Annotated in this window: 24 protein-coding genes and 1 pseudogene; 15 read left to right on the forward strand and 10 right to left on the reverse strand. The window is 71.2% G+C overall.

Annotated features, from left to right (window positions below):
• Positions 1 to 95: 95 nt before the first annotated feature.
• The 5 genes and pseudogenes from ACH4RG_RS00240 to ACH4RG_RS00260 all read left to right on the forward strand — a co-directional run.
• A pseudogene (locus ACH4RG_RS00240) lies at positions 96 to 272 on the forward strand (Uma2 family endonuclease); the annotation flags it as partial.
• Between the two features lie 101 nt (positions 273 to 373).
• Positions 374 to 1,672 (forward strand): M18 family aminopeptidase, encoded by a 1,299-nt coding sequence (locus ACH4RG_RS00245; protein ID WP_397918965.1) that lies wholly within the window; start codon positions 374 to 376, stop codon positions 1,670 to 1,672.
• A gap of 101 nt (positions 1,673 to 1,773) precedes the next feature.
• Positions 1,774 to 1,998 (forward strand): DUF6458 family protein, encoded by a 225-nt coding sequence (locus ACH4RG_RS00250; RefSeq protein WP_018957233.1) that lies wholly within the window; start codon positions 1,774 to 1,776, stop codon positions 1,996 to 1,998.
• Between the two features lie 218 nt (positions 1,999 to 2,216).
• On the forward strand, positions 2,217 to 5,000 hold the full coding sequence (locus ACH4RG_RS00255) for a BTAD domain-containing putative transcriptional regulator (protein ID WP_397929486.1): 2,784 nt from the start codon (positions 2,217 to 2,219) through the stop codon (positions 4,998 to 5,000).
• A 154-nt stretch (positions 5,001 to 5,154) separates the two neighbouring features.
• A complete protein-coding gene (locus ACH4RG_RS00260) occupies positions 5,155 to 5,889 on the forward strand; it encodes a DUF4232 domain-containing protein (protein WP_398538859.1) in 735 nt (244 codons plus the stop codon).
• A gap of 79 nt (positions 5,890 to 5,968) precedes the next feature.
• Here ACH4RG_RS00260 and ACH4RG_RS00265 read toward each other — a convergent pair whose 3' ends face one another.
• Positions 5,969 to 7,786 carry a thioredoxin-like domain-containing protein gene (locus ACH4RG_RS00265; protein WP_397929483.1) on the reverse strand — a complete coding sequence of 606 codons (1,818 nt, stop codon included), beginning with the start codon at positions 7,784 to 7,786 and terminating at the stop codon, positions 5,969 to 5,971.
• A gap of 64 nt (positions 7,787 to 7,850) precedes the next feature.
• On the opposite strand from ACH4RG_RS00265, the gene ACH4RG_RS00270 reads away from it, so the two are divergent.
• Positions 7,851 to 8,342, forward strand: coding sequence for an LURP-one-related/scramblase family protein (locus ACH4RG_RS00270; protein WP_397918957.1), 492 nt, complete (start codon positions 7,851 to 7,853; stop codon positions 8,340 to 8,342).
• A 108-nt stretch (positions 8,343 to 8,450) separates the two neighbouring features.
• Here ACH4RG_RS00270 and ACH4RG_RS00275 read toward each other — a convergent pair whose 3' ends face one another.
• On the reverse strand, positions 8,451 to 8,837 hold the full coding sequence (locus ACH4RG_RS00275; RefSeq protein WP_397918955.1) for a hypothetical protein: 387 nt from the start codon (positions 8,835 to 8,837) through the stop codon (positions 8,451 to 8,453).
• Between the two features lie 62 nt (positions 8,838 to 8,899).
• Complete coding sequence (locus tag ACH4RG_RS00280; RefSeq protein WP_397918953.1) at positions 8,900 to 9,691, reverse strand: carbon-nitrogen family hydrolase; 792 nt, start codon at positions 9,689 to 9,691, stop codon at positions 8,900 to 8,902.
• Positions 9,692 to 9,913: 222 nt separating this feature from the next.
• On the opposite strand from ACH4RG_RS00280, the gene ACH4RG_RS00285 reads away from it, so the two are divergent.
• Complete coding sequence (locus ACH4RG_RS00285; protein WP_397918951.1) at positions 9,914 to 10,738, forward strand: maleylpyruvate isomerase family mycothiol-dependent enzyme; 825 nt, start codon at positions 9,914 to 9,916, stop codon at positions 10,736 to 10,738.
• Positions 10,739 to 10,813: 75 nt separating this feature from the next.
• On the opposite strand, the gene ACH4RG_RS00290 is transcribed toward ACH4RG_RS00285, so the two are convergent.
• Positions 10,814 to 12,121 carry a nitrate/nitrite transporter gene (locus ACH4RG_RS00290; RefSeq protein ID WP_397929478.1) on the reverse strand — a complete coding sequence of 436 codons (1,308 nt, stop codon included), beginning with the start codon at positions 12,119 to 12,121 and terminating at the stop codon, positions 10,814 to 10,816.
• Entirely contained in the window at positions 12,118 to 12,810 is a 693-nt protein-coding gene (locus tag ACH4RG_RS00295) for a GntR family transcriptional regulator (RefSeq protein WP_397918947.1), read from the reverse strand. The genes ACH4RG_RS00290 and ACH4RG_RS00295 overlap by 4 nt, the downstream gene beginning before the upstream one ends.
• Before the next feature lie 102 nt (positions 12,811 to 12,912).
• On the opposite strand from ACH4RG_RS00295, the gene ACH4RG_RS00300 reads away from it, so the two are divergent.
• The 5 genes from ACH4RG_RS00300 (at position 12,913) to ACH4RG_RS00320 (ending at position 16,787) form a co-directional block, all read left to right on the forward strand.
• Complete coding sequence (locus tag ACH4RG_RS00300; protein ID WP_398538860.1) at positions 12,913 to 14,223, forward strand: AAA family ATPase; 1,311 nt, start codon at positions 12,913 to 12,915, stop codon at positions 14,221 to 14,223.
• A gap of 69 nt (positions 14,224 to 14,292) precedes the next feature.
• Positions 14,293 to 14,700: a hypothetical protein gene (locus ACH4RG_RS00305; protein WP_398538861.1), complete on the forward strand. Its 408-nt coding sequence runs from the start codon at positions 14,293 to 14,295 to the stop codon at positions 14,698 to 14,700.
• Positions 14,701 to 14,793: 93 nt separating this feature from the next.
• On the forward strand, positions 14,794 to 15,129 hold the full coding sequence (locus ACH4RG_RS00310) for an ArsR/SmtB family transcription factor (RefSeq protein WP_398538862.1): 336 nt from the start codon (positions 14,794 to 14,796) through the stop codon (positions 15,127 to 15,129).
• A complete protein-coding gene (locus tag ACH4RG_RS00315) occupies positions 15,129 to 15,803 on the forward strand; it encodes a cation diffusion facilitator family transporter (protein WP_398538863.1) in 675 nt (224 codons plus the stop codon). Before ACH4RG_RS00310 ends, ACH4RG_RS00315 begins: the two co-directional genes overlap by 1 nt.
• Positions 15,804 to 15,887: 84 nt before the next feature.
• A complete protein-coding gene (locus ACH4RG_RS00320; RefSeq protein WP_398538864.1) occupies positions 15,888 to 16,787 on the forward strand; it encodes a D-alanyl-D-alanine carboxypeptidase family protein in 900 nt (299 codons plus the stop codon).
• Between the two features lie 81 nt (positions 16,788 to 16,868).
• On the opposite strand, the gene ACH4RG_RS00325 is transcribed toward ACH4RG_RS00320, so the two are convergent.
• Both ACH4RG_RS00325 and ACH4RG_RS00330 read right to left on the reverse strand, forming a co-directional pair.
• A complete protein-coding gene (locus ACH4RG_RS00325) occupies positions 16,869 to 17,054 on the reverse strand; it encodes a DUF397 domain-containing protein (protein WP_397918937.1) in 186 nt (61 codons plus the stop codon).
• Between the two features lie 2 nt (positions 17,055 to 17,056).
• The gene (locus ACH4RG_RS00330; protein ID WP_397918935.1) at positions 17,057 to 17,935 is read right to left on the reverse strand and encodes a helix-turn-helix domain-containing protein; all 879 of its coding nucleotides are present in this window, start codon (positions 17,933 to 17,935) and stop codon (positions 17,057 to 17,059) included.
• Between the two features lie 244 nt (positions 17,936 to 18,179).
• On the opposite strand from ACH4RG_RS00330, the gene ACH4RG_RS00335 reads away from it, so the two are divergent.
• Positions 18,180 to 18,614: an ATP-binding protein gene (locus tag ACH4RG_RS00335; RefSeq protein WP_398538865.1), complete on the forward strand. Its 435-nt coding sequence runs from the start codon at positions 18,180 to 18,182 to the stop codon at positions 18,612 to 18,614.
• 59 nt (positions 18,615 to 18,673) lie between these two features.
• On the opposite strand, the gene ACH4RG_RS00340 is transcribed toward ACH4RG_RS00335, so the two are convergent.
• From ACH4RG_RS00340 to pdhA, 3 genes are read right to left on the reverse strand one after another with little or no spacing between them, the layout of a single operon-like run.
• Positions 18,674 to 20,134, reverse strand: coding sequence for a dihydrolipoamide acetyltransferase family protein (locus tag ACH4RG_RS00340; RefSeq protein ID WP_397918931.1), 1,461 nt, complete (start codon positions 20,132 to 20,134; stop codon positions 18,674 to 18,676).
• 11 nt (positions 20,135 to 20,145) lie between these two features.
• Entirely contained in the window at positions 20,146 to 21,126 is a 981-nt protein-coding gene (locus ACH4RG_RS00345) for an alpha-ketoacid dehydrogenase subunit beta (protein WP_217221976.1), read from the reverse strand.
• Positions 21,127 to 21,128: 2 nt separating this feature from the next.
• Entirely contained in the window at positions 21,129 to 22,289 is a 1,161-nt protein-coding gene (gene pdhA, locus ACH4RG_RS00350) for a pyruvate dehydrogenase (acetyl-transferring) E1 component subunit alpha (protein WP_397918927.1), read from the reverse strand.
• Between the two features lie 347 nt (positions 22,290 to 22,636).
• On the opposite strand from pdhA, the gene ACH4RG_RS00355 reads away from it, so the two are divergent.
• A complete protein-coding gene (locus ACH4RG_RS00355; protein WP_397918925.1) occupies positions 22,637 to 23,296 on the forward strand; it encodes a response regulator in 660 nt (219 codons plus the stop codon).
• A 108-nt stretch (positions 23,297 to 23,404) separates the two neighbouring features.
• Positions 23,405 to 23,896 carry a pyridoxamine 5'-phosphate oxidase family protein gene (locus ACH4RG_RS00360; protein ID WP_398162203.1) on the forward strand — a complete coding sequence of 164 codons (492 nt, stop codon included), beginning with the start codon at positions 23,405 to 23,407 and terminating at the stop codon, positions 23,894 to 23,896.
• Positions 23,897 to 23,967: the final 71 nt, after the last annotated feature.

Raw genomic sequence — 23,967 nt, forward strand, 5'->3', positions numbered from 1 at the left:
GTTTCGTCCATACGTGCCGCCGCCCGGACTTCGTTCGGGTGGCGGCTCTGTCGTATCGGCTGGGTACGCTGAGTGCACGGTCCGGAGTCCCGTCCATGGGAGGAACCATGACCGCCGAGGCATTGCCCGAATCGCTGCACCGTCAGCCGGACGGCTCCAAGTGGCCGGTCCCGCCTGCGGACGGCTACACCGTGGACAAATTCTTCACGCTTGGCCTCCCGCCGCACACAGAGCTGATCGACGGGAGCCTGGGCTCAAGCTCTCCGCCCCGTACGACATCGACACCGACCTGACCGCGATCGACGAGCTGTAGGGCCATCGATCTCCCCGGTCACCGGATACCGGACCCCGGGTCCTCGTTACAGTGAAGAACATGAGTTCTCCCCTCCGGTTCGACCGCGCGCACACCGACGACCTGATGTCCTTCCTGGCGGCCAGCCCGTCCCCGTACCACGCCGTGGCGAACGCCGCCTCGCTGCTGGAGGAGGCCGGCTTCCGGCAGGTCGAGGAGACCGCCGCCTGGGACGCGTCGGCCGGCGGGAAGTACGTGCTGCGGGGCGGGGCGATCGTCGCCTGGTACGTGCCGGAGGGCGCCGAGGCACACACCCCGTTCCGGATCGCCGGGGCGCACACCGACTCCCCGAACCTGCGGGTGAAGCCGCTGCCCGACACCGGGGCGCACGGCTGGCGCCAGATCGCCGTCGAGGTCTACGGCGGCACCCTGCTGAACACCTGGCTCGACCGCGACCTCGGCCTGGCCGGGCGGATCTCCCTGCGGGACGGCACTCACCGGCTGGTCAACATCGACCGGGCGCTGCTGCGGGTGCCGCAGCTGGCCGTGCACCTGGACCGGTCGGCCAACACCGAGGGGCTCAAGCTCGACCGGCAGAAGCACATGCAGCCGATCTGGGGGCTCGGCGAGGTCGAGGAGGGCGACCTGATCCGTTTCGTCGCCGAGGAGGCGGGTGTCGACGCGGAGGACGTCACCGGCTGGGACCTGATGCCGCACGCCATCGAGCCGCCCTCCTACCTGGGCCGGGACCGGGAGCTGGTGGCCGGGCCCCGGATGGACAACCTCCTCTCGGTGCACGCGGCGACCGCCGCCCTGGCCGCCGTCGCCGGGCAGGACGACGCCGACATCCCGTACATCCCCGTGCTCGCCGCCTTCGACCACGAGGAGAACGGCTCCCAGTCCGACACCGGGGCCGACGGGCCCCTGCTGGGCTCGGTGCTGGAGCGCTCGGTGTTCGCACGCGGCGGCACGTACGAGGACCGCGCCCGCGCCTTCGCCGGCACGGTCTGCCTCTCCTCCGACACCGGCCACGCCGTGCACCCCAACTACGCGGAGCGGCACGACCCGACGCACCACCCGGTCGCCAACGGCGGGCCGATCCTCAAGGTCAACGTCAACATGCGGTACGCCACCGACGGCAGCGGCCGTGCGGTGTTCGCCGCGGCCTGCGAGAAGGCGGGCGTGCCGTGGCAGAGCTTCGTCTCCAACAACGCGATGCCCTGCGGCACCACGATCGGGCCGATCACCGCGGCCCGGCACGGCATCCAGACCGTGGACATCGGCGTGGCGATCCTCTCGATGCACAGCGCGCGTGAGCTGTGCGGCGCCGACGACCCGTATCTGCTGGCGAACGCGCTCACCTCGTTCCTCGCGGGCTGACCCGCCCGCCCAAACGCCTTCGCACACATGCTTGTTGCCGGGCCGGGTACGCGACCCGTACACCGGCCCGGACTCACCGGGCGGTCGAGGAGGCGTGATTCATGGGACTCGGAGGATGCATTCTGCTGATCGGCGCGGGCGCGATCCTGGCGTTCGCCACCGACTGGCAGATGGACACCGTCAACGTCGACCTGGTCGGCTGGATCATGATGCTCGTCGGCCTCGTGGGGGTCTTCGTCTACATGAGCATCGCGCGGCGGCGCCGTATGGTCGTGCCGCCCACCACCACCACCGTCGTATCGGACGACGAACAGCGCTACCGCTGACGGCCCGGCCGGCGGTCGGCCCGCACTGCCGCTGAGGCCCGTGCGACGACCGGCGCGCACTGCCGCTGGCGGCCCGTGCGACGACCGGCCCGCGGAGACGGCCGAAAGCCGTCACCGGGTCGGTCGGATCTGCGCGGGGACCTGCGGAATCCCCGATATTCTGGGGCGGACCCCGTGCCCCCACCGTGGGCGCGTCACGCCCGGAAGGGGAGCCGCCCGTGGAGTTCCGGCTGCTCGGCACGGTCTCCGTCGAAACGCTCACCGGGCCCCTGCCGCTGGGGCCGGCCAAACGGCGCAGTCTGCTCGCCGCTCTGCTGCTGTCCGCCAACACGCCCGTGTCCATCGGGCGGTTGACGGAATGCCTCTGGGACGACGAGCCGCCGTCCCAGGCCCGTGGCGTCATCCAGGGGCATGTCTCCCGGCTGCGCGCCCTGCTGGCGGGCGCGGAAGCGGAGGCGTACGGAGTGGAGCTGGCCACCCTCGGCGACGCGTACGTGCTGCGGGCACCGGAGACGCTGCTGGACTCGCAGCGGTTCGAGGAACTGCTGACGCTGGCACGGGAACAGCGCGGCCCCGCCGACGCCGTGCTGATGCTCAAGGAGGCCCTGTCCCTGTGGCAGGGCCCCGCGCTCAGCGGGGCGTTCGCCGGTCCGCCGCTCCGGGTGGCCGCGCATTCCCTGGAGGAATCACGGCTGGCGACGGTCGAGCACCTGTCCCGCGCGTACGGGGCGCTCGGGGAGCACCACCGGGCCGCCGCCCTGTTGACGGCGGAGACGGCGGCGCATCCGCTGCGCGAATCGCTGGCCGCGGAGCTGATGCTGGCGCTGTTCCGGGCGGGGCGCCAGTCGGAGGCGTTGGACCGTTTCCACCGTACGAGGCGGCTCCTCGCCGACGAGCTGGGCATCGACCCGGGGCACGAGCTCGCCGACGCCTACGCGCTGATCCTGCGCGGCGCCCCGGGGCCGCCCACGGGCACCGCTCCGTCGGAGGCCGCCGGTCCCGCTCCCGCCGCCGGGCCCTCCCCTGCCGCCGGACCGCCCGGGAACGGGGGCCGGACCGCCGGGGGGCCGCCGGTCGGCGAACCGCACCCCGTCGATCTGCTGCCGCGCGCGCCCCGCGGCTTCCACGGGCGCGCCGCCGAACTCGCCGCGCTCAGCCGGTCGGCGGCGGGCGAGGCGCCCGTCTGTCTGGTCACCGGTCCTGCCGGGGTCGGCAAGACCGCGCTGGCCCTCCAGTGGGCGCACCGCAACCCCGCGCTCTTCCCGGACGGGCGGCTCTTCGCCGATCTGCGCGGGTTCAGCACGGCCGGGGAGCCCGCGCTCATCGACGTGCTGCGGGAGTTCCTGCTCGCGCTCGGCGTCTCCCCGCGCCGCGTTCCGGAGTCCGTGCCCGCCGCCGCCGCCCTGTTCCGCTCGCTGACCGCCCGGCGGGGGTTGCTGGTGGTCCTGGACAACGCGCGCGACTCCGCCACCGTCAGGGCCCTGCTGCCGGGCGGCGCCGACTGCGTCACGCTGGTCACCAGCCGCCACCGGCTGGAGGGGCTCATCGCCTCGGACGCCGCCCGGCCGGTCCCGCTCGACACCCTGGAGACCGACGACGGCACGGCGCTGCTCGCCGGAGTGCTGGGGGAGGAGCGGGTCCTCGCCGAACCGGTGGCGGCCCGCCGTCTCTCCGAGCTGTGCGGCGGACTGCCCCTCGCCCTGCGCGTCACCGCGGCCCGCCTGGCGGGGCGCCCCGGCTGGACACTGGCCACGCTCGCCGGAGAACTGGCCGACGAGCGCGGGCGGCTGGCCTATCTCGACGTGGACGACACCGGGGTCGCCGCCGCGCTACGGCTCACCGTCCAGCACCTGCCGCCCGGGGCCGTCCACCAGCTCGCGCGGCTCGGCCACCACCCGGGCGGCCATTACGACCCGTACGCGGCGGCCGCGCTCGCGGGGACGGACCCGGTCACCGCGCGGGCGGCGCTGGAGCGACTGGCCGCCGCCCACCTCGTCACCGAGACCGCCCCCGGGCGCTGGGTCCTGCACGACCTGGTGCGCCTCTACGCCCGGAGCCTGGACCCGGCGTCCGCGCGCGAGGCCCTGATCGGGGTGCTCGACCACTGCATCGCCACCGCCCTGGCCGCCGCCGACACGGCGGAGCCCGGCGGGGAACCCTGTTTCGTGCTCCCGGACGACTACCGCCGGCCCCGCGCCGTACAGGACTTCGCCGACCGTGCGGAGGCGATGCGCTGGCTGGCCACCGAGCGCGAGGACCTGGCGCTGACCGCCCTCGCGGCCCGGAAGGCCGGGTTCGACGACCGGGCCTGGCGGATCATTCTGCTCCAGTGGCCGCAGATGGTGTGGCGGGCGCGGGACAGCTGGTCCCCGCTGCTGGAACTGGCCCTGGAGTCGGCACGCGCGGAGAAGGACGCGTACGCGGAGTCGAGGGTGCTCACCCTGCTGGGCTGGGTGCTGACGGAGGAGGGCCGCACCGCCGAGGCCGCCGCGCTGCTGGAGCGCTCGCCCGCGCTCGCCCGGGAGGCCGACGACCCGCTGGGCGAGGCGACCGCGCTGATCAACCTGGCGGTCGTCCAGGCCGAACTGGGCGAACTCCCCACCGCGCTGGAGAACTGCGCACGCGCCGTCGAGCTGGCCCGCCGGGAGGGCGACCGGCACACGGAGACGCTCGCGCTCCAGCACCTCGCCCGGATGCACCTCACCGCGCACCGCCCCGAGGAGGCCCTCTCCTGCGCCCGGGCCGCGCTCGATCTGGGACCCGAGCACGAGGAGGCGGCGCGCCGCTCCCTGCTGCTGGCCGTCTGCGGCGAGGCCCGACTGGCGCTGGGCGACGAGGAGGACGGCGTACGGCTGCTGGACCGGGCCGCACAGGAGGCGGAGCGGGACGGCTACGACGAGGGGGCCGTACGGGCCCTGGAGGCGCTGCTGCGGGTGTCCGCGCGGGCGGAGTTCCGGCGGCGGCACGACGAGGCGCTGCGACGGCTCGCCGAGGAGAGCTGAGCGGAGCTCCGGCTCCAGGGGCCCGACGTCAGCAGGACGTCAGCGGGACAGCAGCGATACGTGAGCGGCGGCGGGCAGAGTCGTTCCCGTAAGCCGCTCACGGGCGGGCGTCTTGACCGGGCGTCCGCCTCACCATCACCTCGGGGGAATCTCCATGCGCACCTTCCGCGACCGCACCACCGTCCTGGCCGCCGCGACCACGGCCGCTCTCGCTCTCACGCTCACCGCCTGCGGTGACGACGGCACCGGAACCCGGTCGGAGGGCCCGGCGACCAGCGACTCCGCGACCGTCGCCGCGTCGGCCGCCGAGTCCGGGAAGACCGGCGACGACGCGGCGGAGTCCGGCACCACGGGCTCCACCGGCGGCGGCACCGGTACCGCGCGGGCCGCGGGCACCACCAAGAGCTCCGACGGCTCCGGAACCACCGGCGGCACGTCCGACAAGGCCTCCGCCCCCAAGGCCTCCACCCCCCTCTGCACGGCGAAGGGTCTGACGATCACCGCCGAGCGCCAGGACGGCCCGCCGTACACCCACCTCACGCTGAGCGCGAAGAACACCTCCGGCGCCGGCTGCGAGATGAAGGAGTACCCGCACATCCACTTCCTGGACAACGTGCGGGGCATCGTCCCGCCCGTCGCCAAGAGCAAGCCGGAGGCCCCGGTGATCCTGGAGCCCGGCCAGTCGGCCCATGTCGCGGTGCGCATGTCCGAGGGCGGCCGGAAGGAGAGCACCGAGACGGTGAAGGAGTTCACGGTCACGCTGAAGGCCAACGGCGGCGGCATGGCGGTCGTGCGGTCCCCCGCCTCCGAGGGCCTCTCCGTCAACCCGCAGAAGTGGGCCACGGGCTACTGGACCACCGAGCTGCGCAACGGCGCCGACGACTTCTAGGCGGCCCGGGCGGGCCGCCCGGTCCGAGGGGGCCGCCCGGACAGATCAGCTGTCGGCCCCCTCCGGCCCCTCGGCCTCCTCAGCCCTGCTCGTCCATGCCCGCCAGCACCAGCGGCAGCCGGGGCGTTCCCTCCGCGGTCACGCGGACGGGGACGCCCCAGTCCTGTTGGTGCACATGGCAGGCCGGGTACTCGTTGGCCGGGTCGTCGTCGCAGGACGCCGCCATCGCGGAGACGTGCAGCACGCCCTCGGTGACCCCGTCCGCGAGAACCAGGTCGCGCCCGAGGTCCGTCCCCGCGCCGGAACCTTCCGCCAGCAGCTCGGGCGGGGTCGCGGAGACCAGCAGCCGGGTCGAGGGGCCGTAGCGGGTGTCCAGCTTCTGGCCCGCGGGCGCCTGGAAGACGACGTCGAGGCGGAGGGTGCCCGGGGCGATCTCGGTCGCGGCTCGCTGGGTGCGGTGCGCCTGGTCGGCGACCCGGACCGCCTCCTCCGGCAGCCGGAGCCGGGTCAGCCGATGGCGGGCCGACTCGACGACGACCAGATCGCCGTCGACCAGCACCGCGTCGCTGGGCTCACGGACGTCGGTGGCCAGGGTGGTGACCTCGCCGGAGGCCGGGTCGTACCGGCGCAGGGCGTGGTTGTACGTGTCGCTGATCGCGACGGACCCGTCGGGCAGCGCGGTCACGCCGAGCGGATGCTGGAGAAGTGCCTGGTCCCCGGCACCGTCGCGGTGGCCGAAGTCGAAGAGGCCGGTGCCGACCGCGGTGCGGACGTGCTGCTCGCGGTCGACCCAGCGCAGCGCGGAGGTCTCCGAGTCGGCGACCCAGAGTCGCTCCCCGTCGGCGGAGACGGCGAGCCCGGACGGCTGGGCGAACCAGGCCTCGGCGGCCGGCCCGTCGACCAGGCCCTCGTTGGTGGTCCCGGCGGCGACGCGCACGGTCGCGCTCTCCGGGTCGTACGCCCACAGCTGGTGCACGCCCGCCATGGCGATCCACAGCCGGTCGCCGAACCAGGCGACGTCCCACGGCGAGGAGAGGTCCACCTCGCGCGCCGGACCGCTGGTCGGGGTCCCCTGCCACCACTGGCGGCCGGTCCCGGCGAGGGTGTTGGTCACGCCTGTCGTGAGGTCCAGGGCGCGGATGGCGTGGTTGACGGTGTCCGCGACGGCGACCCGGCCGTCGGGGAGCACGGCGAGCCCCTGCGGTTCACTGAACCGGACCTCGTCCGGGCCGCCGTCGTTCAGGCCGCGCTCGCCCGTGCCGAAGTGGCGGCGCACGGTCTCGCCGTCGGCGTCCAGCTCGACGAGGCGGTGCCGGGTGGTGTCGGAGACCAGAAAGCCCCCGTCCGGCAGGAGCAGCGCCTTGCCGGGGAAGCGCAGATGCGTGGCGACGGGCTCGGGCGCCACGTAGGGGCCGTCACCGCGGCGGAGGGTGCCCTTGGCCCCGTGCTCGGCCTCCAGCTCCTCGACGAGCTTCTCGATGGCGTGCGCGTGGCCCTCGCCCGCGTGCTGGGCGACGACGTAGCCCTCGGGGTCGATCACGACGAGCGTCGGCCAGGCGCGTACGGCGTACTGCTTCCAGGTGGCCAGCTCGGGGTCGTCGAGGACGGGGTGGTGGACCTCGTAGCGCTCGACGGCGTCGACGACGGCCTGGTGCTCGGCCTCGTGGACGAACTTCGGCGAGTGGACGCCGATGATCACCACGGTGTCGCGGTGTTTCTCCTCCAGCTCGCGCAGCTCGTCCAGGACGTGCAGACAGTTCACACAGCAGAACGTCCAGAAGTCGAGGATGACGATGCGGCCCCGCAGGTCAGCGAGGGTGTACTGCCGGTCGCCTGTATTGAGCCAGCCGCCCTTGCCGATGAGTTCGGGGGCGCGGACGCGTGCACGTGATGCCATGCCACCAGTCAACACCGTGACCACCTGCACGCATTCCGCAGGACCTCGGGGGAACCTGTGGCGCATGAGACTTCTCGTACGTGAGCGGCTGTTCGCCATCGGCGACGACTACTGGATCGAGGACGACGGTGGCCGCAAGGTCTTCCTGGTCGACGGCAAGGCGATGCGGCTGCGTGACACCTTCGAGCTGAAGGACGCAGACGGCCGGGTCCTGGTCGAACTGCGGCAGAAGCTGGTCAGCCTGCGCGACACGATGCTCATCGAACGGGGCGGCGAGGAGCTGGCCAAGGTCAAGCGCAAGCGGCTGTCCCTCCTCCGTAACCACTACCGGGTGACGCTGGTGGACGGCACGGAGCTGGACGTCAGCGGCAGGATCCTGGACCGCGAGTTCGCCATCGAGTACGACGGCGAGCTGCTGGCCCAGATCTCGCGCCGTTGGCTGACCCTCCGGGACACGTACGGCATCGACGTCGTCCGGGACGACGCCGACACCGCGCTGCTCATCGCGGTGGCGATGTGCGTGATCGTGCTGGCGGACAAGGAGAACGAGGACTGATCACCTTGCCCTCTCGCGAAGGCTGAGCGCCTGCCAGAACGCGGGCGTTCGTTGTTTCACGTGAAACGTGGAGCCCTGAAGGCCCCGGAGGACAGGGACGGCTGGAGCTCATGCCGCCTGTCGTGCGGCAGCCCGCCGGTCCGCCTGGACGAAGGCGCACGCCGTGAGGGCGACGGTGGCCGCGAAGGAGACCGCGAGGGCCGGGTTGAGCCAGGAGGGGACGACCCGGCTGGTGAACTCCCCGCCATCGGTGGTGCGGCACAGGACGTGCACCGGCAGGTAGCGCACCTCGTGCGCCTCCACGTGAGCGCCATCCGGCAGGTTGGGCGCGTATACGCACTGGTGCATGGGCGTCGAGTTCGTTCCCGACCCGACCTCGCTGACCGTGAGGCCCACGAGGAGGAGGCCGAAGAGGTAGAGGACGACCGTGACCGAGGCGGCGAAGATCGCCGTTCCACGGAGCAACGTCGATTCGGCGGTGCTCTGTTCAGCCATGGCGCTCACTGTAGACAGGGGCCCCGGCCGCCCGCGCCGGGCACCCGCGCGCCGGGCCGCCCTCAGAGCGGCGGCGCGAGCCCCAGGCGGCGGTCCTTCAGCGCCGGGAACTGCTCCCGGGTCTCGTGCACCTTCGCCGGGTCCAGCTCGACGGTCAGGACCTCCTCGTCCGCGCCCGCCTGGGCCAGCACCTCGCCCCAGGGGTCGACGACGATGCTGTGCCCGGCCTGCTGGATGTCGCCGTGGGTGCCCGCCGTCCCGACGGCGAGCACGTACGCCTGGTTCTCCACGGCACGGGCCTGCGCCAGGAGCGTCCAGTGGGAGCGGCGGCGCTCGGGCCAGCCCGCTGCGACGACCAGCGTCTCGGCGCCCGCGTCGACGAGTCCCCGGAACTGCTCGGGGAAGCGGAGGTCGTAACAGGTGGCGAGGCCCAGGGTGGTGTCCGGCAGGGCGACGGTCACCAACTCCTCGCCCGCGCCCATCATCACCGCCTCGCCCTTGTCGAAGCCGAAGCGGTGGATCTTGCGGTAGACGGCCGTGCGCTCGCCCTGGGGGGAGAAGACCAGACTGGTGTTGTAAAGGGTGCCGTTGTTCGCCCGTTCGACGAAGGAGCCGGCGTGCAGCCAGATCCCGGCCTCGGCGGCGGCCTTCGCCATCACCTCGTGCGTGGGGCCGTCCAGGGGCTCCGCCTCCGCCTCGAAGGCGGTGTAGGCGAACGCCCCGACCGGCCACAGTTCAGGGAGAACCACCAGGTCAGCGCCCCGCTGAGCGACGACCAACGAGGCCGCTCGCGCTCTGCGGGCATCGACGGATTCGTCCGGGTCCACTGCGATCTGGATGAGGGAGGCGCGCACACTACCACCGTCCTGGCATTCGAGCCGTCAACACGGGCCTACGATCGTCACACCAAAGCACTGCCGGGGTGCCTGCTCGCAGCGTAACTTGGACCCACCGCCGGTGGGTCCGGCGGTCGAACCTCCCACGCAGCTCGCCGACAGCGCCGTCAGTGCCAGCCCACCCGCCAGCACTCCCTGCTCTCTCCAGCCCATGCACCGCAGAACCGCACGAGGGGTCCCGTGACCGTCCATCCCAGCCTCCAGCCCTACACCGACGCCGCGACCCACTCCATCGAGGCGATAGCCGAGCTGGTGAAGCCCCTCCCCGAGGGCGAGTGGAACCGCCGAACGCCCTGCCCGGGATGGTCGGTGCGCGACATCGTGTCGCACGTCATCGGCATGGAGTGCGAGATGCTCGGCGATCCCCGGCCGATCCACACCCTGCCGCGCGACCTCTACCACGTGCAGAGCGACTTCGCCCGCTACATGGAGATGCAGGTCGACGTCCGGCGGCACCACACCTCCCCGGAGATCACCGCCGAGCTGGAGTACGTCCTCATCCGCCGGGCCCGCCAGATCCGCAACGAGTCGCGCAGCCCCGAGACCAAGGTCCGCGCGCCGCTGGGCGCCGAGCAGACCCTCGAAACAGCGCTGAACCTGCGGGCCTTCGACGTCTGGGTGCATGAGCAGGACCTGCGCGCCACGCTCGGTCAGCCCGGCAACCTGGACTCCCCCGGCGCCCTGATCACCCGCGACATGCTGCTCGCCGGACTGCCGAAGGTGGTCGCCAAGAAGGCCGGCGCCCCCGCGAATTCGGCGGTCGTCTTCGACGTGCACGGGCCGGTGGAGTTCCTGCGGACGGTACGGGTCGACGCGGAGGGCCGCGGTTCGGTGGACGGCGCGCCCTCACTCGGCCCCGCCGTGACCCTGTCGGTGGACTGGGAGACGTACGTCCGGCTCGCCTGCGGCCGGGTCCGCCACACGGCCGTCGCCGACCGGATCAAGGTCGAGGGCGACCAGGAGCTGGCCACCGCGATCCTGGACAACTTCGCCGTGACCCCGTAGCACCGGCCCCGTGCCCCGGCGGCGCCCGTCCCGGACCCTGGGCGACGGGCGCGCCGCCGAGCGCGAAGGAGACGGCTAAGCCGGTACGTGCACGGCCTCGACGCGGCTCACCACGTGGTGCTCGCGTTCCCTGAGCGCCGCCCGGCGGCGCAGCCGCAGGATCTGGGTGACGCCGAGCGCCTCCAGGACGAAGACCGAGGCGAACGCGGCACGGTAGTTGTCGCCCGTGGCGTCCAGCAGGACCCCGACGGCGAACAGGGTGGTCATCGAGGCGATGAACCCGCCCATGTTGACGATTCCGGAGGCGGTGCCCTGTCGCTCGGGCGGATTGGCCGGCCTGGCGAAGTCGAAACCGACCATCGAGGCCGGTCCGCAGGCGCCGAGCACGACGCACAGGACGACCAGCAGCCACATCGGCGTGTGGTCGGCCGGGTAGAAGATCGCGGACGCCCAGAGCAGGGCCGTCGTGGCCACCGTGCCCAGCGCGATGGGGACCCGTGCCTCGTGGTGGCGGGCGATGATCTGCCCGTAGACGAGCCCCACCACCATGTTGGACAGCACCACCAGGGTGAGCAGTGTGCCCGCCGTGGCCCGGCTCAGCCCCTGCGCCTCGACGAGGAACGGCATCCCCCACAGCAGCAGGAACACCATCGCCGGGAACTGGGTGGTGAAGTGCACCCACATCCCGAGCCGGGTCCCCGGCTCCCGCCAGGCGGCGGCGATCTGCCGGCGGACGTACGCGGCCCCGGCGTGCTCGGCGGGCGGCGGCTCGTGGCCCTCCGGGTGGTCCTTGAGGAACAGCAGGAGCGGCACCAGCACCAGGACACCGGCCAGCGAGCTGCCGACGAACGTCGCCGTCCAGCCGTAGCTGTGCAGCGCCCGCGCGATGAACAGCGTCGAGACGAGGTTGCCCGCCATCCCGAACAGCGCCGCGACCTGGCCGATCAGCGGCCCGCGCCGGGCCGGGAACCAGCGGCTGCCGAGCCGCAGCACGCTGATGAACGTCATCGCGTCGCCGCAGCCGAGCAGCGCGCGGGCCGCCAGCGCCATGCCGTACGACGGGGAGAGCGCGAAGCTCAGCTGCCCGACGGTGAAGAGAACGGCCCCGATGGTGAGGACCTTCTTGGTGCCGAGCCGGTCGACCATCAGGCCGACGGGTATCTGCATGCCCGCGTAGACGAGGAGCTGGAGGATCGAGAACGTGGACAGCGCCGAGGCGTTGACGTCGAACCGGTCGGCGGCGTCGAGTCCGGCGACGCCCAGGCTCGTACGGAAGATGATCGCGACGAAGTAGACGGCGACCCCGATGCCCCAGACCCAGGCGGCAGTCCGGCCGCCGGGCGGGTCACCGGGCAGCGACAGCGTGGGGGCGGCCGAACTCACCGGTCCTCACCCCGCACCAGCACCCGCACCCGGCCGACATGACGGCGCACGACCAGGGCCGCCCCCTCGGCTTCCCCGGCGCGGATCGCGTCCAGCAGCTCACCGTGCTCGGTGATGTTGGCCTCGATCCTGCCCGGGTGGGCCTCCATCACCGCGACGCCCATCCGCAGCTGACGGTCGCGCAACTGGTCGTAGAGGCGGGAGAGGATCTCGTTGCCGGCGTTCTTCACGATCTCGGCGTGGAAACAGCGGTCCTTGACCGCCACGGCGGCCAGGTCCCCGGCCTCCGCCAACTGCCGCTGCTCCTCCAGGAGCTGTTCCAGCCGGGCGATCAACTGCGGCGACGCGGGCACCGCCTTGCGCGCGGCGAACTCCTCGACCAGCAGCCGGGTCTCCACCACGTCCTTGATCTCCTGTGCGGAGACGGCGAGGACGAGCGCGCCCTTCTTCGGGTAGAGCTTGATCAGCCCCTCGACCTCCAGCCGCAGCAGCGCCTCGCGCACCGGCGTCCGCGAGACGCCGACCGCGTCCGCCAGATCCCCTTCGGTGAGCAGGGTTCCGCCCTCGTAGCGGCGGTCCAGGACGGCTTCCTTGATGTGCGTGTAGACGCGCTCGGCGGCGGGCGGACGCTTGAGGGAGGCGGTCGGCGGCTGTACGGGGGCAGAGGGGGCGGAGGGTGCGGCAGGCATGCGCACAGCATAGATACAACATGCACGCATGAGGGAACGGCGTCCGGATCCTGGGCCGGCGTGCGGCTGCCCGCGCCGCGCCCCTTGCGTTACGTTGAGCGGGTGACAGGTCACGCTCTCGAAGAGGTACGTCTCACCGCGTTCAAGAGCTTCCACGGCGCGGTGCTTCCGCTGGCGCCCCTCACGGTCCTCATCGGGCGCAACAGCAGCGGCAAGTCGAACGCGCTGGACGGGCTGGAGGTCCTCTCCCGGCTGGCGCGCGGCGACGACATCACCGAGGCCCTGGAGAGCCGGTACAGCGGGTCGGGTCCGGTGCGGGGCGGGCTGAGCGGGTGCGTGCCGCACGGCTCGGACCGGTTCGCGCTGGGTTGCACGGTCGGCACGGAGCACGGACCCATCACGCTCGATGTGACGATCCAGGTGGACCCAGAGGTCCAGATCACCGAGGAACGGCTCACCGGCCCGACCGCGAGCGGCACACGCCCTCTCCTCGTGAGCGGAGAACCGATCCCGCACCGCGCGGACATCGACGCCTCCTGGCACAACGGAAAGCGAGGGCGGAACCCGAGCGCCTCATTCCGGGGCACCCGGCTGCTGACTTCGCAGCTGCCCCTGCGCATTCCTGGTGACAGCGACGGCGAGATCGACACCATGCTGGCGGCCGGTACCCTGCTGGACGCACTCAGCGGAGCCTTCCACCTCGATCCCGTACCCCACCTGATGCGGCACTACGTACCGGCCCGCGACTTTCGCCTCCGCAGAACGGCAGAGAACCTCTCTGCGGCGATCGGCCACATCAAACGGCACGACGAGGAGACTTTCGAGAGCCTCGTCGGCCTCCTCCGAGGCGTGGCCGATCACGATATCGAGCGGCTGGCCGTCACCAGGTCGGAGCTCGGTGACGTCATGCTCGCGCTCGACGAGGGGCCGCTGGGGCTCACTCCCGCCCGCGAGATGAGCGACGGCATGCTCAGGTTTCTCGCGGTCACGACGTCGCTGCTGACCGGTGGGGACGGGCTGGATCTGGGACCTGCGCCGGAGGGCGACCACCTTCGGTCACTCACTCTGGTCATCGAGGAGCTGGAGAACGGACTGCACCCCTCCCAAGCGGCGGAAGTCCTGCGGCTCGTCCGTGGAGCGGCGGCCGAGAGCACGACGCGCGTCCTCATCACCACGCACAGTCCGGCCCTGCTCTCCGCCCTCAGTGGCGACGATCACCAAGGGGTCATCGTCTGCTCCCGGGACCGGGAGACGGGTGCCAGCCTCCTGACGAGACTCACCGAGCTGGACGGCTACGCCACGGCGATGGGAGCAGGGCCGCTGGGTGACGTGGTGACCCACGGCCGGCTGATGCGGGAAGAACGCGGCGAACAGGACTACGCCGAGTTCGACCGACTCCTCGGGATCGGGTGAGCCCATGGCTCGGGGGGTTGAGTTCGTGGACACGTCGATCCTGTGCAATCTGCTGGAGGTTCCCGGCAAATGCAGGACCGCAAGCGGGTCATCGACGAGCTGAAGAGGAAACGTGACCGCCGGGACACGGACCTCCTGCTGCCGGTGACCGCGATCATCGAGACGGGCAACCACATCGCCCAGGTGTCGGACGGCCGTGCGCGTCGCTCCTGCGCGGAGCGGCTCAGCGCGGTCCTGACCACCGTCGTCGAGGGCACGGCGCCCTGGGCGCTCAACGAGGTGGAATGGGACGCGGCCCACCTCCGGGCGCTCGTGGACGGCGGCAACACCGGAAGCAGCCTGATCGAGCACGCCTGCAACAAGCTCGGCTGCGGCGACCTCAACATCCTCATCGAGCGTGACCGGTATCTCGCCCGTACGTCCGGGGTACGGGCCACGATCTGGACGCTCGACGAACTCCTCTCCTCCTACGCCTGACCGAGAGCGCCTGGCTGTGCCGTGCAGGACTCCGCCACCCGGCAGCGACAGTTCACGCTTCCATGAATTCAGCTGTGCCTGTACTGTCACGTCATGCTGACCGTCGCTTCCGACATCGAGGTGCTCGCGCGGTTCGGCCGCGCGCTCGCCGACCCGATCCGCTGCCGCCTGCTGCTCGCGCTCCGCGAGGCCCCTGCGTACCCCTCCGACCTGGCCGACGCCCTGGGTATCTCCCGCACCCGGCTCTCCAACCACCTGGCCTGCCTGCGCGACTGCGGTCTCGTCGTCACCGTGCCGGACGGCCGCCGGACACGCTACGAACTGGCCGACGAACGCCTCGGCAGCGCCCTGGACGACCTGCGTTCCGCAGTGGTGGCCGTCGAGTCGGACCGCACCTGCGCGGACGCGGAGACGAAGGGCTGCTGCTGATGACCACGCTCTCCCTCGGCCCCTCCCCGGCCCGCCGGGAAGCGCTCGCCCGCCGGATACGGCTGCTGGTCGCGGTCACCATCGCCTACAACATCATCGAGGCGGCGGTGGCCCTCACCGCCGGAACGATGGCCTCCTCCAGCGCCCTGATCGGCTTCGGCCTGGACTCCGTCATCGAGGTGTCCTCCGCCGCCGCCGTGGCCTGGCAGTTCTCCGCCCGGGAGCACGCGGTGCGCGAGAGTCGGGAGAGGACAGCTCTCCGGATCATCTCCGTATCGTTCTTCGCGCTCGCCGCGTACGTCGCCATCGACGCGGTCCGGACGCTGACGGGGACCGGCGAGGCCGAACCGTCCCCCCTCGGCATCGTCATCGCCGCGCTCTCGCTGGCGGTCATGCCGTTCCTGTCGGCCGCCCAACGGCGGGCGGGTCGCGAGATCGGGTCCGCCTCCGCCGTCGCGGACTCGAAGCAGACCCTGCTGTGCACGTACCTCTCCGCAGTGCTGCTGGTCGGACTGCTCCTCAACGCCACGCTCGGCTGGACCTGGGCCGATCCGGTCGCCGCCCTCGCCATCGCCGGCCTCGCCGTCAAGGAGGGGCGCGAGGCCTGGCAGGGCAAGGGCTGCTGCGCCCCGACGGCCCATGGTCAAGCCTGCGCAAATTCACCCGATCAGTAACACATCCATTGCCCCGGCTCAGGAGTCTCACCTCCGAGCGGCACCCTTATGTGGCCGCATATCAGGGGCATTTGGAGCGTTCAGTTGAATAACGGCATCAAGCGCATCAATCGCGTCACCGTCACGGCCACCGTGACGCTCACCGCCGGCGCGGTGCTCGCGGGCAGCGCCTTCGCCTCCACGGCGCACGCCGCCACGCCGCCGACTCCGAAGATCGTCGCCAAGGGCGGCTTCGTGATGAACAACGGCACCGGCAAGACCCTCTTCACCAAGTCCGCGGACACCCGTCGCGCCACGGGCTCCACCACCAAGATCATGACGGCGCTGGTGGTCCTGTCGCAGAAGAACGTGAACCTGAAATCCAAGGTCACGGTCCAGAAGGCGTACAGCGACTACATCGTCAAGAAGAACGCCTCGTCCGCCCGGCTCATCGTCGGCGACAAGCCCACCGTGGGCCAGCTCCTCTACGGCCTGATGCTCCCCTCCGGCTGCGACGCCGCGTACGCCCTTGCCGACAAGTTCGGCTACGGCAAGACCCGCGCGGCCCGCGTGAAGTCGTTCATCGGCAAGATGAACGCCACGGCGAAGAGCCTCAAGCTGAAGAACACCCGCTTCGACTCGTTCGACGGCATAGGGGGCGGCAACAACTACTCGACCCCGCGTGACCTGACGAAGATCGCCAGCAAGGCGATGAAGAACTCCACGTTCCGCTCGATCGTCAAGACCAAGTCGACGAAGCAGAAGGTGACCACGAAGAGCGGTGGCTACCGCTACATGTCGTGGAGCAACACCAACAAGCTGCTCAGCAGCTACAGCGGCGCCGTCGGCGTCAAGACCGGCTCCGGCCCGACCGCCAAGTACTGCCTGGTCTTCGCCGCGACCCGCAAGGGCAAGACGGTCATCGGCACGGTGCTAACGTCGTCCTCCGAGGCGAACCGCACCGCCGACGCGAAGAAGCTGATGGACTACGGGTTCAAGAGGTAACCCGCACGCACGCGTTGTACGGCGAAGGGGCCCGGCCCGCACGGTGTGTGCGGGCCGGGCCCCTTCGCCCGTTCCTACGGCCTACGGCTGCCGGCGGCGCAGGTCGGCCGTGAAGGCGTCCCAGGCGGCGGCGGCGAGAGTGAGGACGGGTCCGCCGAGGCGCTTGGAGTCGCGGACGGCGACGGTGCGGGGGAGGTTGCGGGCCACTTCGACGCACTCGCCGTTGCCGCTGCTGTAGCTGGACCGGACGAACTCGAAGTGGGGCACAACTACAACTCCTTGCGAATACGCCCTATGAGAGCGATGGAATCGCGGGGAGCGAGTCCGCATCTGGCAATGCGACCGAATGTGACGTTGTGGCGGGCGGCATCCGTCTCACTCTCCAGCCACAGCGTAGACGACGTCGTGTCCATGTAGACCACGTCCATCGCACCAGGTTCAGCGAACGAGACAATGCTGAAAGCACTGGTCATGCCCGGGTGGGACCCCGCAAGGAAGGGGACAACCTGCACCGTGACATTTGGCTCGGCGGCCGCCTCCGCCAGGTGCGCCAGTTGAGCGCGCATCACCTCACGGCCACCAACCAGTTGATGGAGGGCCGCCTCGGCGACAATCGCCCACAACGCCAGCGGAGTGCTCTCCGTGAGACGCGCCTGCCGCGCGATCTTCGCTTCGACGAAACGCTCGATCTCGTCGGGGTCGTCCCAGTCCGCGTTCCCGACTGCGAGCGCCCTGGCGTAGTCCGGGGTCTGGAGCAGCCCTGGAACGAAAGCCCCCTGCCAGGTCCGGACGCCTGTCGCGATGTCTTCGAGCGCAACGTACTCGACCAGCGAACGCAGCTCGGGGTACTGGTTCCACCAGCCCTTCGCCTTGCGGCGCTCGCGGTCCATCCGGGCGACTTCCAGCAGCCGCCCGACGGACTTCGCATCCTCCAGACCGTAGAACTCGCAGAGGGTTCGGATGTCCGGATCCCTCATGGGAACCCAGCCCCGCTCCATCTTGACGATCTTCGAGTTGGTCGCGCTGATGACCTGGGCAGCCTGCTGCTGCGTTTTCCCGGACGCGTCCCGCAGGCGCAGCAGCTCGCTACCGAGCCTGCGCCCAAGAACAGTTGACGATCGGTTTCCCTGCGGAGTCGCTGGATTCACGGCCTCAGTTTCCCGCGTCCCCGGGCTGGGCGTCGACCACCTTCACCCGTTGGGGACAATTGTCTCCGTTTCACTTGCACCACCAGCAGGAGGTCAATACTTTCGGTACTCCACCGCTCGCACAGCGGAGCCAACTCGGCGGAAGTGCACCGCCCTGCCCTGCGCCGGAACCGAAGGACTCACGGCCCGGCCCACCGCAGCAGCGACATCGCCACCGCCCACCCCACCCCGGAGGCACGCACCCATGTCCGCAGCCCAGGAGACCCCCGTACCCGCCCCCGCCCTCCTCCGCGAGGACCGCGTCGACTACCCGCCCACCGCGCACAGCGTCGTCCGCAGCCGGCACCGTGCCGCCCGGCTCGTCCTCCAGTGGGGGCATCCCGGGCTCGCCGGTGACGCGGCGCTCCTGGTCAGTGAGTTGGCCACCAACGCCTTGCTGCACGGGGCCATCCGGGGGCGGCTCTTCCGGGTCCACCTCGCCCTCACCGCGAGCGCACTCCGTATCGCGGTGAGCGATCCGCGCGGGGAGCGGCTGCCCAGCCTCCGGCGGCCCGACGCCGACGACTGTTACGGGCGCGGGCTCCTGGTCGTCGCGCAGCTCGCCGACGACTGGGGCGTCGAGCCGCGCACGGTGGGGAAGACCGTGTTCGCCGAACTCGCCGTGCGAGCCGTGCGGTGAAGGCCGGACATGCCGGTGGGCCCGTACGCGGAAACGTACGGGCCCACCGGGAACAGGAGTTACGCCCAGGTGATCAGGCGCTTCGGCTGCTCCAGGATCGCCGCCACATCGGCCAGCACCTTGGAGCCCAGCTCGCCGTCGACCAGGCGGTGGTCGAACGACAGGGCCAGCGTGGTGACCTGACGCGGCTTCACCTTGCCCTTGTGGACCCAGGGCTGGAGCTTGATCGCGCCGACCGCCAGAATCGCGGACTCGCCCGGGTTGAGGATCGGCGTACCGGTGTCGACGCCGAAGACGCCGACGTTGGTGATGGTCACCGTGCCGCCCGCCATCGCCGCCGGGGACGTCTTGCCGTCCCGGGCCGTGGCGACCAGCTCGCCCAGGGCCGCCGCGAGCTGCGGCAGCGTCTTGTCGTGCGCGTCCTTGATGTTCGGCACGATCAGACCGCGCGGGGTGGCCGCCGCGATGCCCAGGTTGACGTAGTGCTTCTGCACGATCTCCTGGTTGGCCTCGTCCCAGGCGGCGTTGACCTCGGGGTGCCGCTTGATCGCGACGAGGAGGGCCTTGGCGATGATCAGGAGCGGGTTGACCCGCACCCCCGCCATGTCCTTGTCCTCCTTCAGCTCGGCCACGAGCTTCATCGTGCGCGTCACGTCGACCGTGACGAACTCGGTGACGTGCGGCGCGGTGAACGCGCTGCCCACCATCGCCTGCGCGATGGCCTTGCGGACGCCCTTGACCGGGATACGGGTCTCCCGGGCGGAGCCGGAGGCCACGGCGGCTGCCGGAGCCTCGGGGGCCGCCTGCGAGGGGGCCGCCTGCGAAGGGGCCGGGGCAGCCACCGGAGCCGTAGCAGCCGGGGCCGCCGCCGCGTGGACGTCCTCGCGGGTGATGACGCCGTCCTTGCCGGTCGGCACCACCGTCGCCAGGTCGATGCCCAGGTCCTTGGCGAGCTTGCGGACCGGCGGCTTGGCCAGCGGACGGCCGCCGGCCGGAGCGTCGGCCACAGGCGCGGGAGCGGGAGCAGCGGCCGGCGCCGCGTGCCCGTTCAGTTCGGCCTGCACCGCCGCCGCGACGGCGGCGGCCTCCGGAGCGGCCGACGCCCCCTTGCGCGGGCGGCGCTTGGTGGAGGACTCGGCGACGCCGTAGCCCACCAGGACCGGCGTACGTCCCTTCGGCTCGGCTTCCGCCTCGGGCTCCTCCACCGGCTCCTGGGCCGGGGCGGCTGCCGGGGCGGGCGCGTCGCCGCTGCCCGGGGCCACGTCGATCGCGATGATCACCTGGCCGACGTCGACGGTCGTGCCCTCGGGGAAGCGCAGCTCGTGCACCACCCCGTCGAACGGGATCGGCAGCTCGACGGCCGCCTTCGCGGTCTCGACCTCGCACACGACCTGGCCGTCGGTGACGGTGTCGCCGGGCTGGACGAACCACTTGAGGATCTCGGCCTCGGTCAGTCCCTCGCCCACGTCGGGCATCTTGAACTCACGGAAACGAGCAGACGTTTCGGTCATCGTCGTCACGAACCCTCTCCTCAGAACGCCAGCGAGCGGTCGACGGCGTCGAGCACCCGGTCCAGGCCGGGCAGATACTCGTCCTCCAGCCGGGCCGGCGGGTAGGGGACGTGGTAGCCGCCGACCCGCAGCACGGGCGCTTCGAGGTGGTAGAAGCAGCGCTCGGTGATCCGGGCGGCGATCTCCGCGCCGGAGCCGTAGAAGACGGGAGCCTCGTGGACGACCACGACCCGGCCGGTCTTCTCCGCCGACGTCTGGATGGCGTCGAAGTCGATCGGGGACATCGAGCGCAGGTCCAGGACCTCGATCGACTTGCCCTCCTCCTGGGCGGCCGCGGCCGCTTCCAGGCAGACCTTCACCATCGGCCCGTACGCGACGAGCGTGAGGTCGCTGCCCTCGCGGACGGTCACGGCCTTGTGGAGCGGGCCGGGGATGGACTCGGTGTCGACCTCGCCCTTGTCCCAGTAACGCCGCTTGGGCTCGAAGAAGATGATCGGGTCATCGCTCTGGACGGCCTGCTGCATCATCCAGTAGGCGTCGCTCGCGTTGGACGGCGAGACCACCTTCAACCCCGCCACGTGCGCGAAGAGCGCCTCGGGGGACTCGCTGTGGTGCTCGACCGCGCCGATGCCGCCGCCGTACGGAATGCGCACGACGACCGGCAGCTTGATCTTGCCGAGCGCGCGGGCGTGCATCTTGGCGAGCTGCGTGACGATCTGGTCGTACGCGGGGAAGACGAAGCCGTCGAACTGGATCTCGACGATCGGGCGGTAACCGCGCAGGGCCAGGCCGATCGCCGTGCCGACGATGCCGGACTCGGCGAGCGGGGTGTCGATCACCCGGTCCTCGCCGAAGTCCTTCTGGAGTCCGTCGGTGATACGGAAGACGCCGCCGAGCTTGCCGACGTCCTCACCCATGATGAGGACCTTGGGGTCGTTGTCGAGGGCGAGGCGGAGCGACTCGTTGAGCGCTTTCGCGATGGACATCTTTTCCACGGCCATGGCTACTTGCCCTCCTCGGCGGAATCGGCGAACGATGCCTGGTAGGCGGCGAACTGGGCGCGCTCCTCGTCCACGAGGGAGTTGCCGTCGGCGTAGCCGTGCTCGAACAGGGCCATCGGGTCCGGGTCGGGCATCGCGCGCACCGCTTCCCGCACCCGCTTGCCGAGGGTCTCGCTCTCCTCGTCCAGCGCGGTGAAGAAGGCCTCGTCCGCGAGCTTCTCCTTCTCCAGGTAGGCGCGCAGCCGCAGGATCGGATCCTTGGCCTCCCACGCGGCCCGTTCCTCGTCGGCCCGGTACTTCGTCGGGTCGTCGGAGGTGGTGTGGGCGCCCATGCGGTAGGTGAACGCCTCGACGAGGGTCGGGCCCTCGCCCCGGCGCGCGCGCTCCAGCGCGGAGCGGGTGACGGCGAGGCAGGCGAGGACGTCGTTGCCGTCGACGCGGACGCCGGGGAAGCCGTAGCCCTGGGCGCGCTGGTAGAGCGGCACGCGGGTCTGGCGCTCGGTGGGCTCGGAGATGGCCCACTGGTTGTTCTGGCAGAAGAAGACGACCGGGGCGTTGTAGACCGCGGAGAAGGTGAACGACTCGGCGACGTCGCCCTGGCTGGAGGCCCCGTCACCGAAGTACGCGATCACGGCGGAGTCCGCGCCGTCCTTGGCGACGCCCATGGCGTAGCCGGTGGCGTGCAGCGTCTGCGAGCCGATGACGATCGTGTAGAGGTGGAAGTTGTTGCTGTTCGGGTCCCAGCCGCCGTGGTTCACCCCGCGGAACATGCCGAGCAGATTGGTCGGGTCGACGCCGCGACACCAGGCGACCCCGTGCTCCCGGTAGGTCGGGAAGACGTAGTCGTCGTCGCGCAGGGCCCGGCCGCTGCCGATCTGGGCGGCCTCCTGGCCGAGCAGTGAGGCCCACAGGCCCAGCTCGCCCTGGCGCTGGAGGGCGGTCGCCTCGGCGTCGAAGCGGCGGGTGAGGACCATGTCCCGGTACAGGCCGCGCAGCTCGTCGGCGCTCAGGTCGATGCTGTAGTCCGGGTGCTCGACGCGCACGCCCTCGGGCGTCAGCAGCTGTACGAGCTGGGGCTCGGAACTCTGCGGCTTCTTCGCGGCGCTGGTCCGCTTACTGGCGCGTCGCGGTTTACGCGCGGCGGCAGTGCTCTCCACGGTCACGTGCGTGCTCCTCCGTCGGTCCGGCCCCCGGGGTCTGCCGGGGACCAGTGCGGCTCGCCTGGATCCGGAGCCGTGCACGGGGTGGGTGCCGGTCGGCCGGAGTCAGGCGTGACAGGTGCCCCGGCGAGTGCCCTGTCATAGGCACGTTACCCACAGCGTCGCAGAACTGCGAAACCCTATCTGACCTGCGATTTTGCTTGGATTTCCAAGTAAATCGAAAAAATCGCGAACCTCTGCTGGTCAGGGCGCTGAAAGCAGCCTTGCGGGCCGCCGGAACAACGGCACGTTATCCCGCGGATCAGCGCCAGGGAAGAGCGGAGGAGAGGCGAGTGTGTGAGACTGCGATCGTGCGCGAAGATGGAAAAATCACGGTATTTCTGCTCGATGATCACGAAGTCGTCCGGCGTGGCGTCCATGAGCTCCTCTCCGTCGAGGCGGACATCGAGGTGGTCGGCGAGGCCGGTACGGCCGCGGACGCCCTGGTGCGGATCCCGGCGACGCGTCCCGATGTGGCGGTGCTCGACGTGCGGCTGCCGGACGGCAGCGGTGTGGAGGTGTGCCGGGAAGTCCGTTCCCAGGACGAGAACATCAAATGCCTGATGCTCACCTCGTACGCCGATGACGAGGCGCTTTTCGACGCGATCATGGCGGGCGCGTCGGGATATGTGCTGAAGGCGATCCGCGGCAATGAACTGCTGAATGCCGTACGGGACGTGGCGGCCGGAAAATCCCTGCTGGACCCGGTGGCCACCGCCCGGGTGCTGGAGCGGCTGCGCGACGGCGGCAGCGGCAAGGGTGACGAGAAGCTCGCCGGCCTCACCGAACAGGAACGCAAGATCCTGGACCTGATCGGCGAGGGCCTGACCAACCGGGTCATCGGGGAGCGTCTGCACCTCGCCGAGAAGACCATCAAGAACTACGTCTCCAGCCTGCTGTCCAAGCTGGGCATGGAGCGCCGCTCGCAGGCGGCCGCGTACGTCGCGCGGCTCCAGGCCGAGCGCCGCTGAGTCTGCCGAGCGCCGCCGAGTCTCCCCGCTCCGCAGGGACTTTGGTCCCGGGCCACCCGGGGCAGGCGACTCTTACACGGCCCCTACGGCCGGGGGACAGTGGAATCCATGTCCTTCGACGAACTCCCCGCGACCGGGACGCTCCGGCGGACCCCGGCCGGCACGCTCGGGTCTCCCGCGACCGGCACGATCGAGCGGGCCGATCCGATCCGGAGAGCGGAACCCATCGAACTGCTCCGCCGCGTCCCGTACGGCCGCCTCGCGACCAGCATGCGGGCCCTGCCGTTCCTGACGGTGGCCCGGCACATCGTGTGCGACGGCCGCATCCTGCTCCGGATGCACAGCGGCTTCGGCCACCACGAGGCATGCGACGGGAGCGTCGTCGCGTACGGCGCGGACAACTACAACGACACGGCCTCCGGCGACGGCGGCGACCTGTGGTCGGTGCAGTTCACCGGCCCCGCCGAGATCGTGCACCCCTGCCCCGAACAGGAGCGGCTGTTCGGCACCGCGCCCGTCTCCGTCAACGGGGAACCCTTCGCGCCGGCCTACCTCCGGGTCGACCCGCACTTCGTCACCGAGCACACGCTGAAGTTCTGAGGCGTCGAGTCCCGTGCGCCCTCGACGGCGTGCCCTCTAGCGCACCTCCGGGCGTGACCGCAACTCCGCCG

The sequence above is a fragment of the Streptomyces sp. NPDC021019 genome, from assembly GCF_044333295.1.
Lineage (GTDB): Bacteria > Actinomycetota > Actinomycetes > Streptomycetales > Streptomycetaceae > Streptomyces.

What these genes read in the sequence shown, in the direction of transcription:
- ACH4RG_RS00335 (WP_398538865.1), top strand. Translation starts at nt 18,180, where the DNA reads ATGTCCGCAGCCCAGGAGACCCCCGTACCCGCCCCCGCCCTCCTCCGC.
- ACH4RG_RS00265 (WP_397929483.1), bottom strand. Translation starts at nt 7,786, where the DNA reads ATGGCATCACGTGCACGCGTCCGCGCCCCCGAACTCATCGGCAAGGGC.
- ACH4RG_RS00345 (WP_217221976.1), bottom strand. Translation starts at nt 21,126, where the DNA reads ATGGCCGTGGAAAAGATGTCCATCGCGAAAGCGCTCAACGAGTCGCTC.
- ACH4RG_RS00315 (WP_398538863.1), top strand. Translation starts at nt 15,129, where the DNA reads ATGACCACGCTCTCCCTCGGCCCCTCCCCGGCCCGCCGGGAAGCGCTC.
- ACH4RG_RS00295 (WP_397918947.1), bottom strand. Translation starts at nt 12,810, where the DNA reads ATGCCTGCCGCACCCTCCGCCCCCTCTGCCCCCGTACAGCCGCCGACC.
- ACH4RG_RS00310 (WP_398538862.1), top strand. Translation starts at nt 14,794, where the DNA reads ATGCTGACCGTCGCTTCCGACATCGAGGTGCTCGCGCGGTTCGGCCGC.
- ACH4RG_RS00245 (WP_397918965.1), top strand. Translation starts at nt 374, where the DNA reads ATGAGTTCTCCCCTCCGGTTCGACCGCGCGCACACCGACGACCTGATG.
- ACH4RG_RS00250 (WP_018957233.1), top strand. Translation starts at nt 1,774, where the DNA reads ATGGGACTCGGAGGATGCATTCTGCTGATCGGCGCGGGCGCGATCCTG.
- ACH4RG_RS00270 (WP_397918957.1), top strand. Translation starts at nt 7,851, where the DNA reads ATGAGACTTCTCGTACGTGAGCGGCTGTTCGCCATCGGCGACGACTAC.
- ACH4RG_RS00305 (WP_398538861.1), top strand. Translation starts at nt 14,293, where the DNA reads ATGCAGGACCGCAAGCGGGTCATCGACGAGCTGAAGAGGAAACGTGAC.
- ACH4RG_RS00360 (WP_398162203.1), top strand. Translation starts at nt 23,405, where the DNA reads ATGTCCTTCGACGAACTCCCCGCGACCGGGACGCTCCGGCGGACCCCG.
- ACH4RG_RS00275 (WP_397918955.1), bottom strand. Translation starts at nt 8,837, where the DNA reads ATGGCTGAACAGAGCACCGCCGAATCGACGTTGCTCCGTGGAACGGCG.
- ACH4RG_RS00260 (WP_398538859.1), top strand. Translation starts at nt 5,155, where the DNA reads ATGCGCACCTTCCGCGACCGCACCACCGTCCTGGCCGCCGCGACCACG.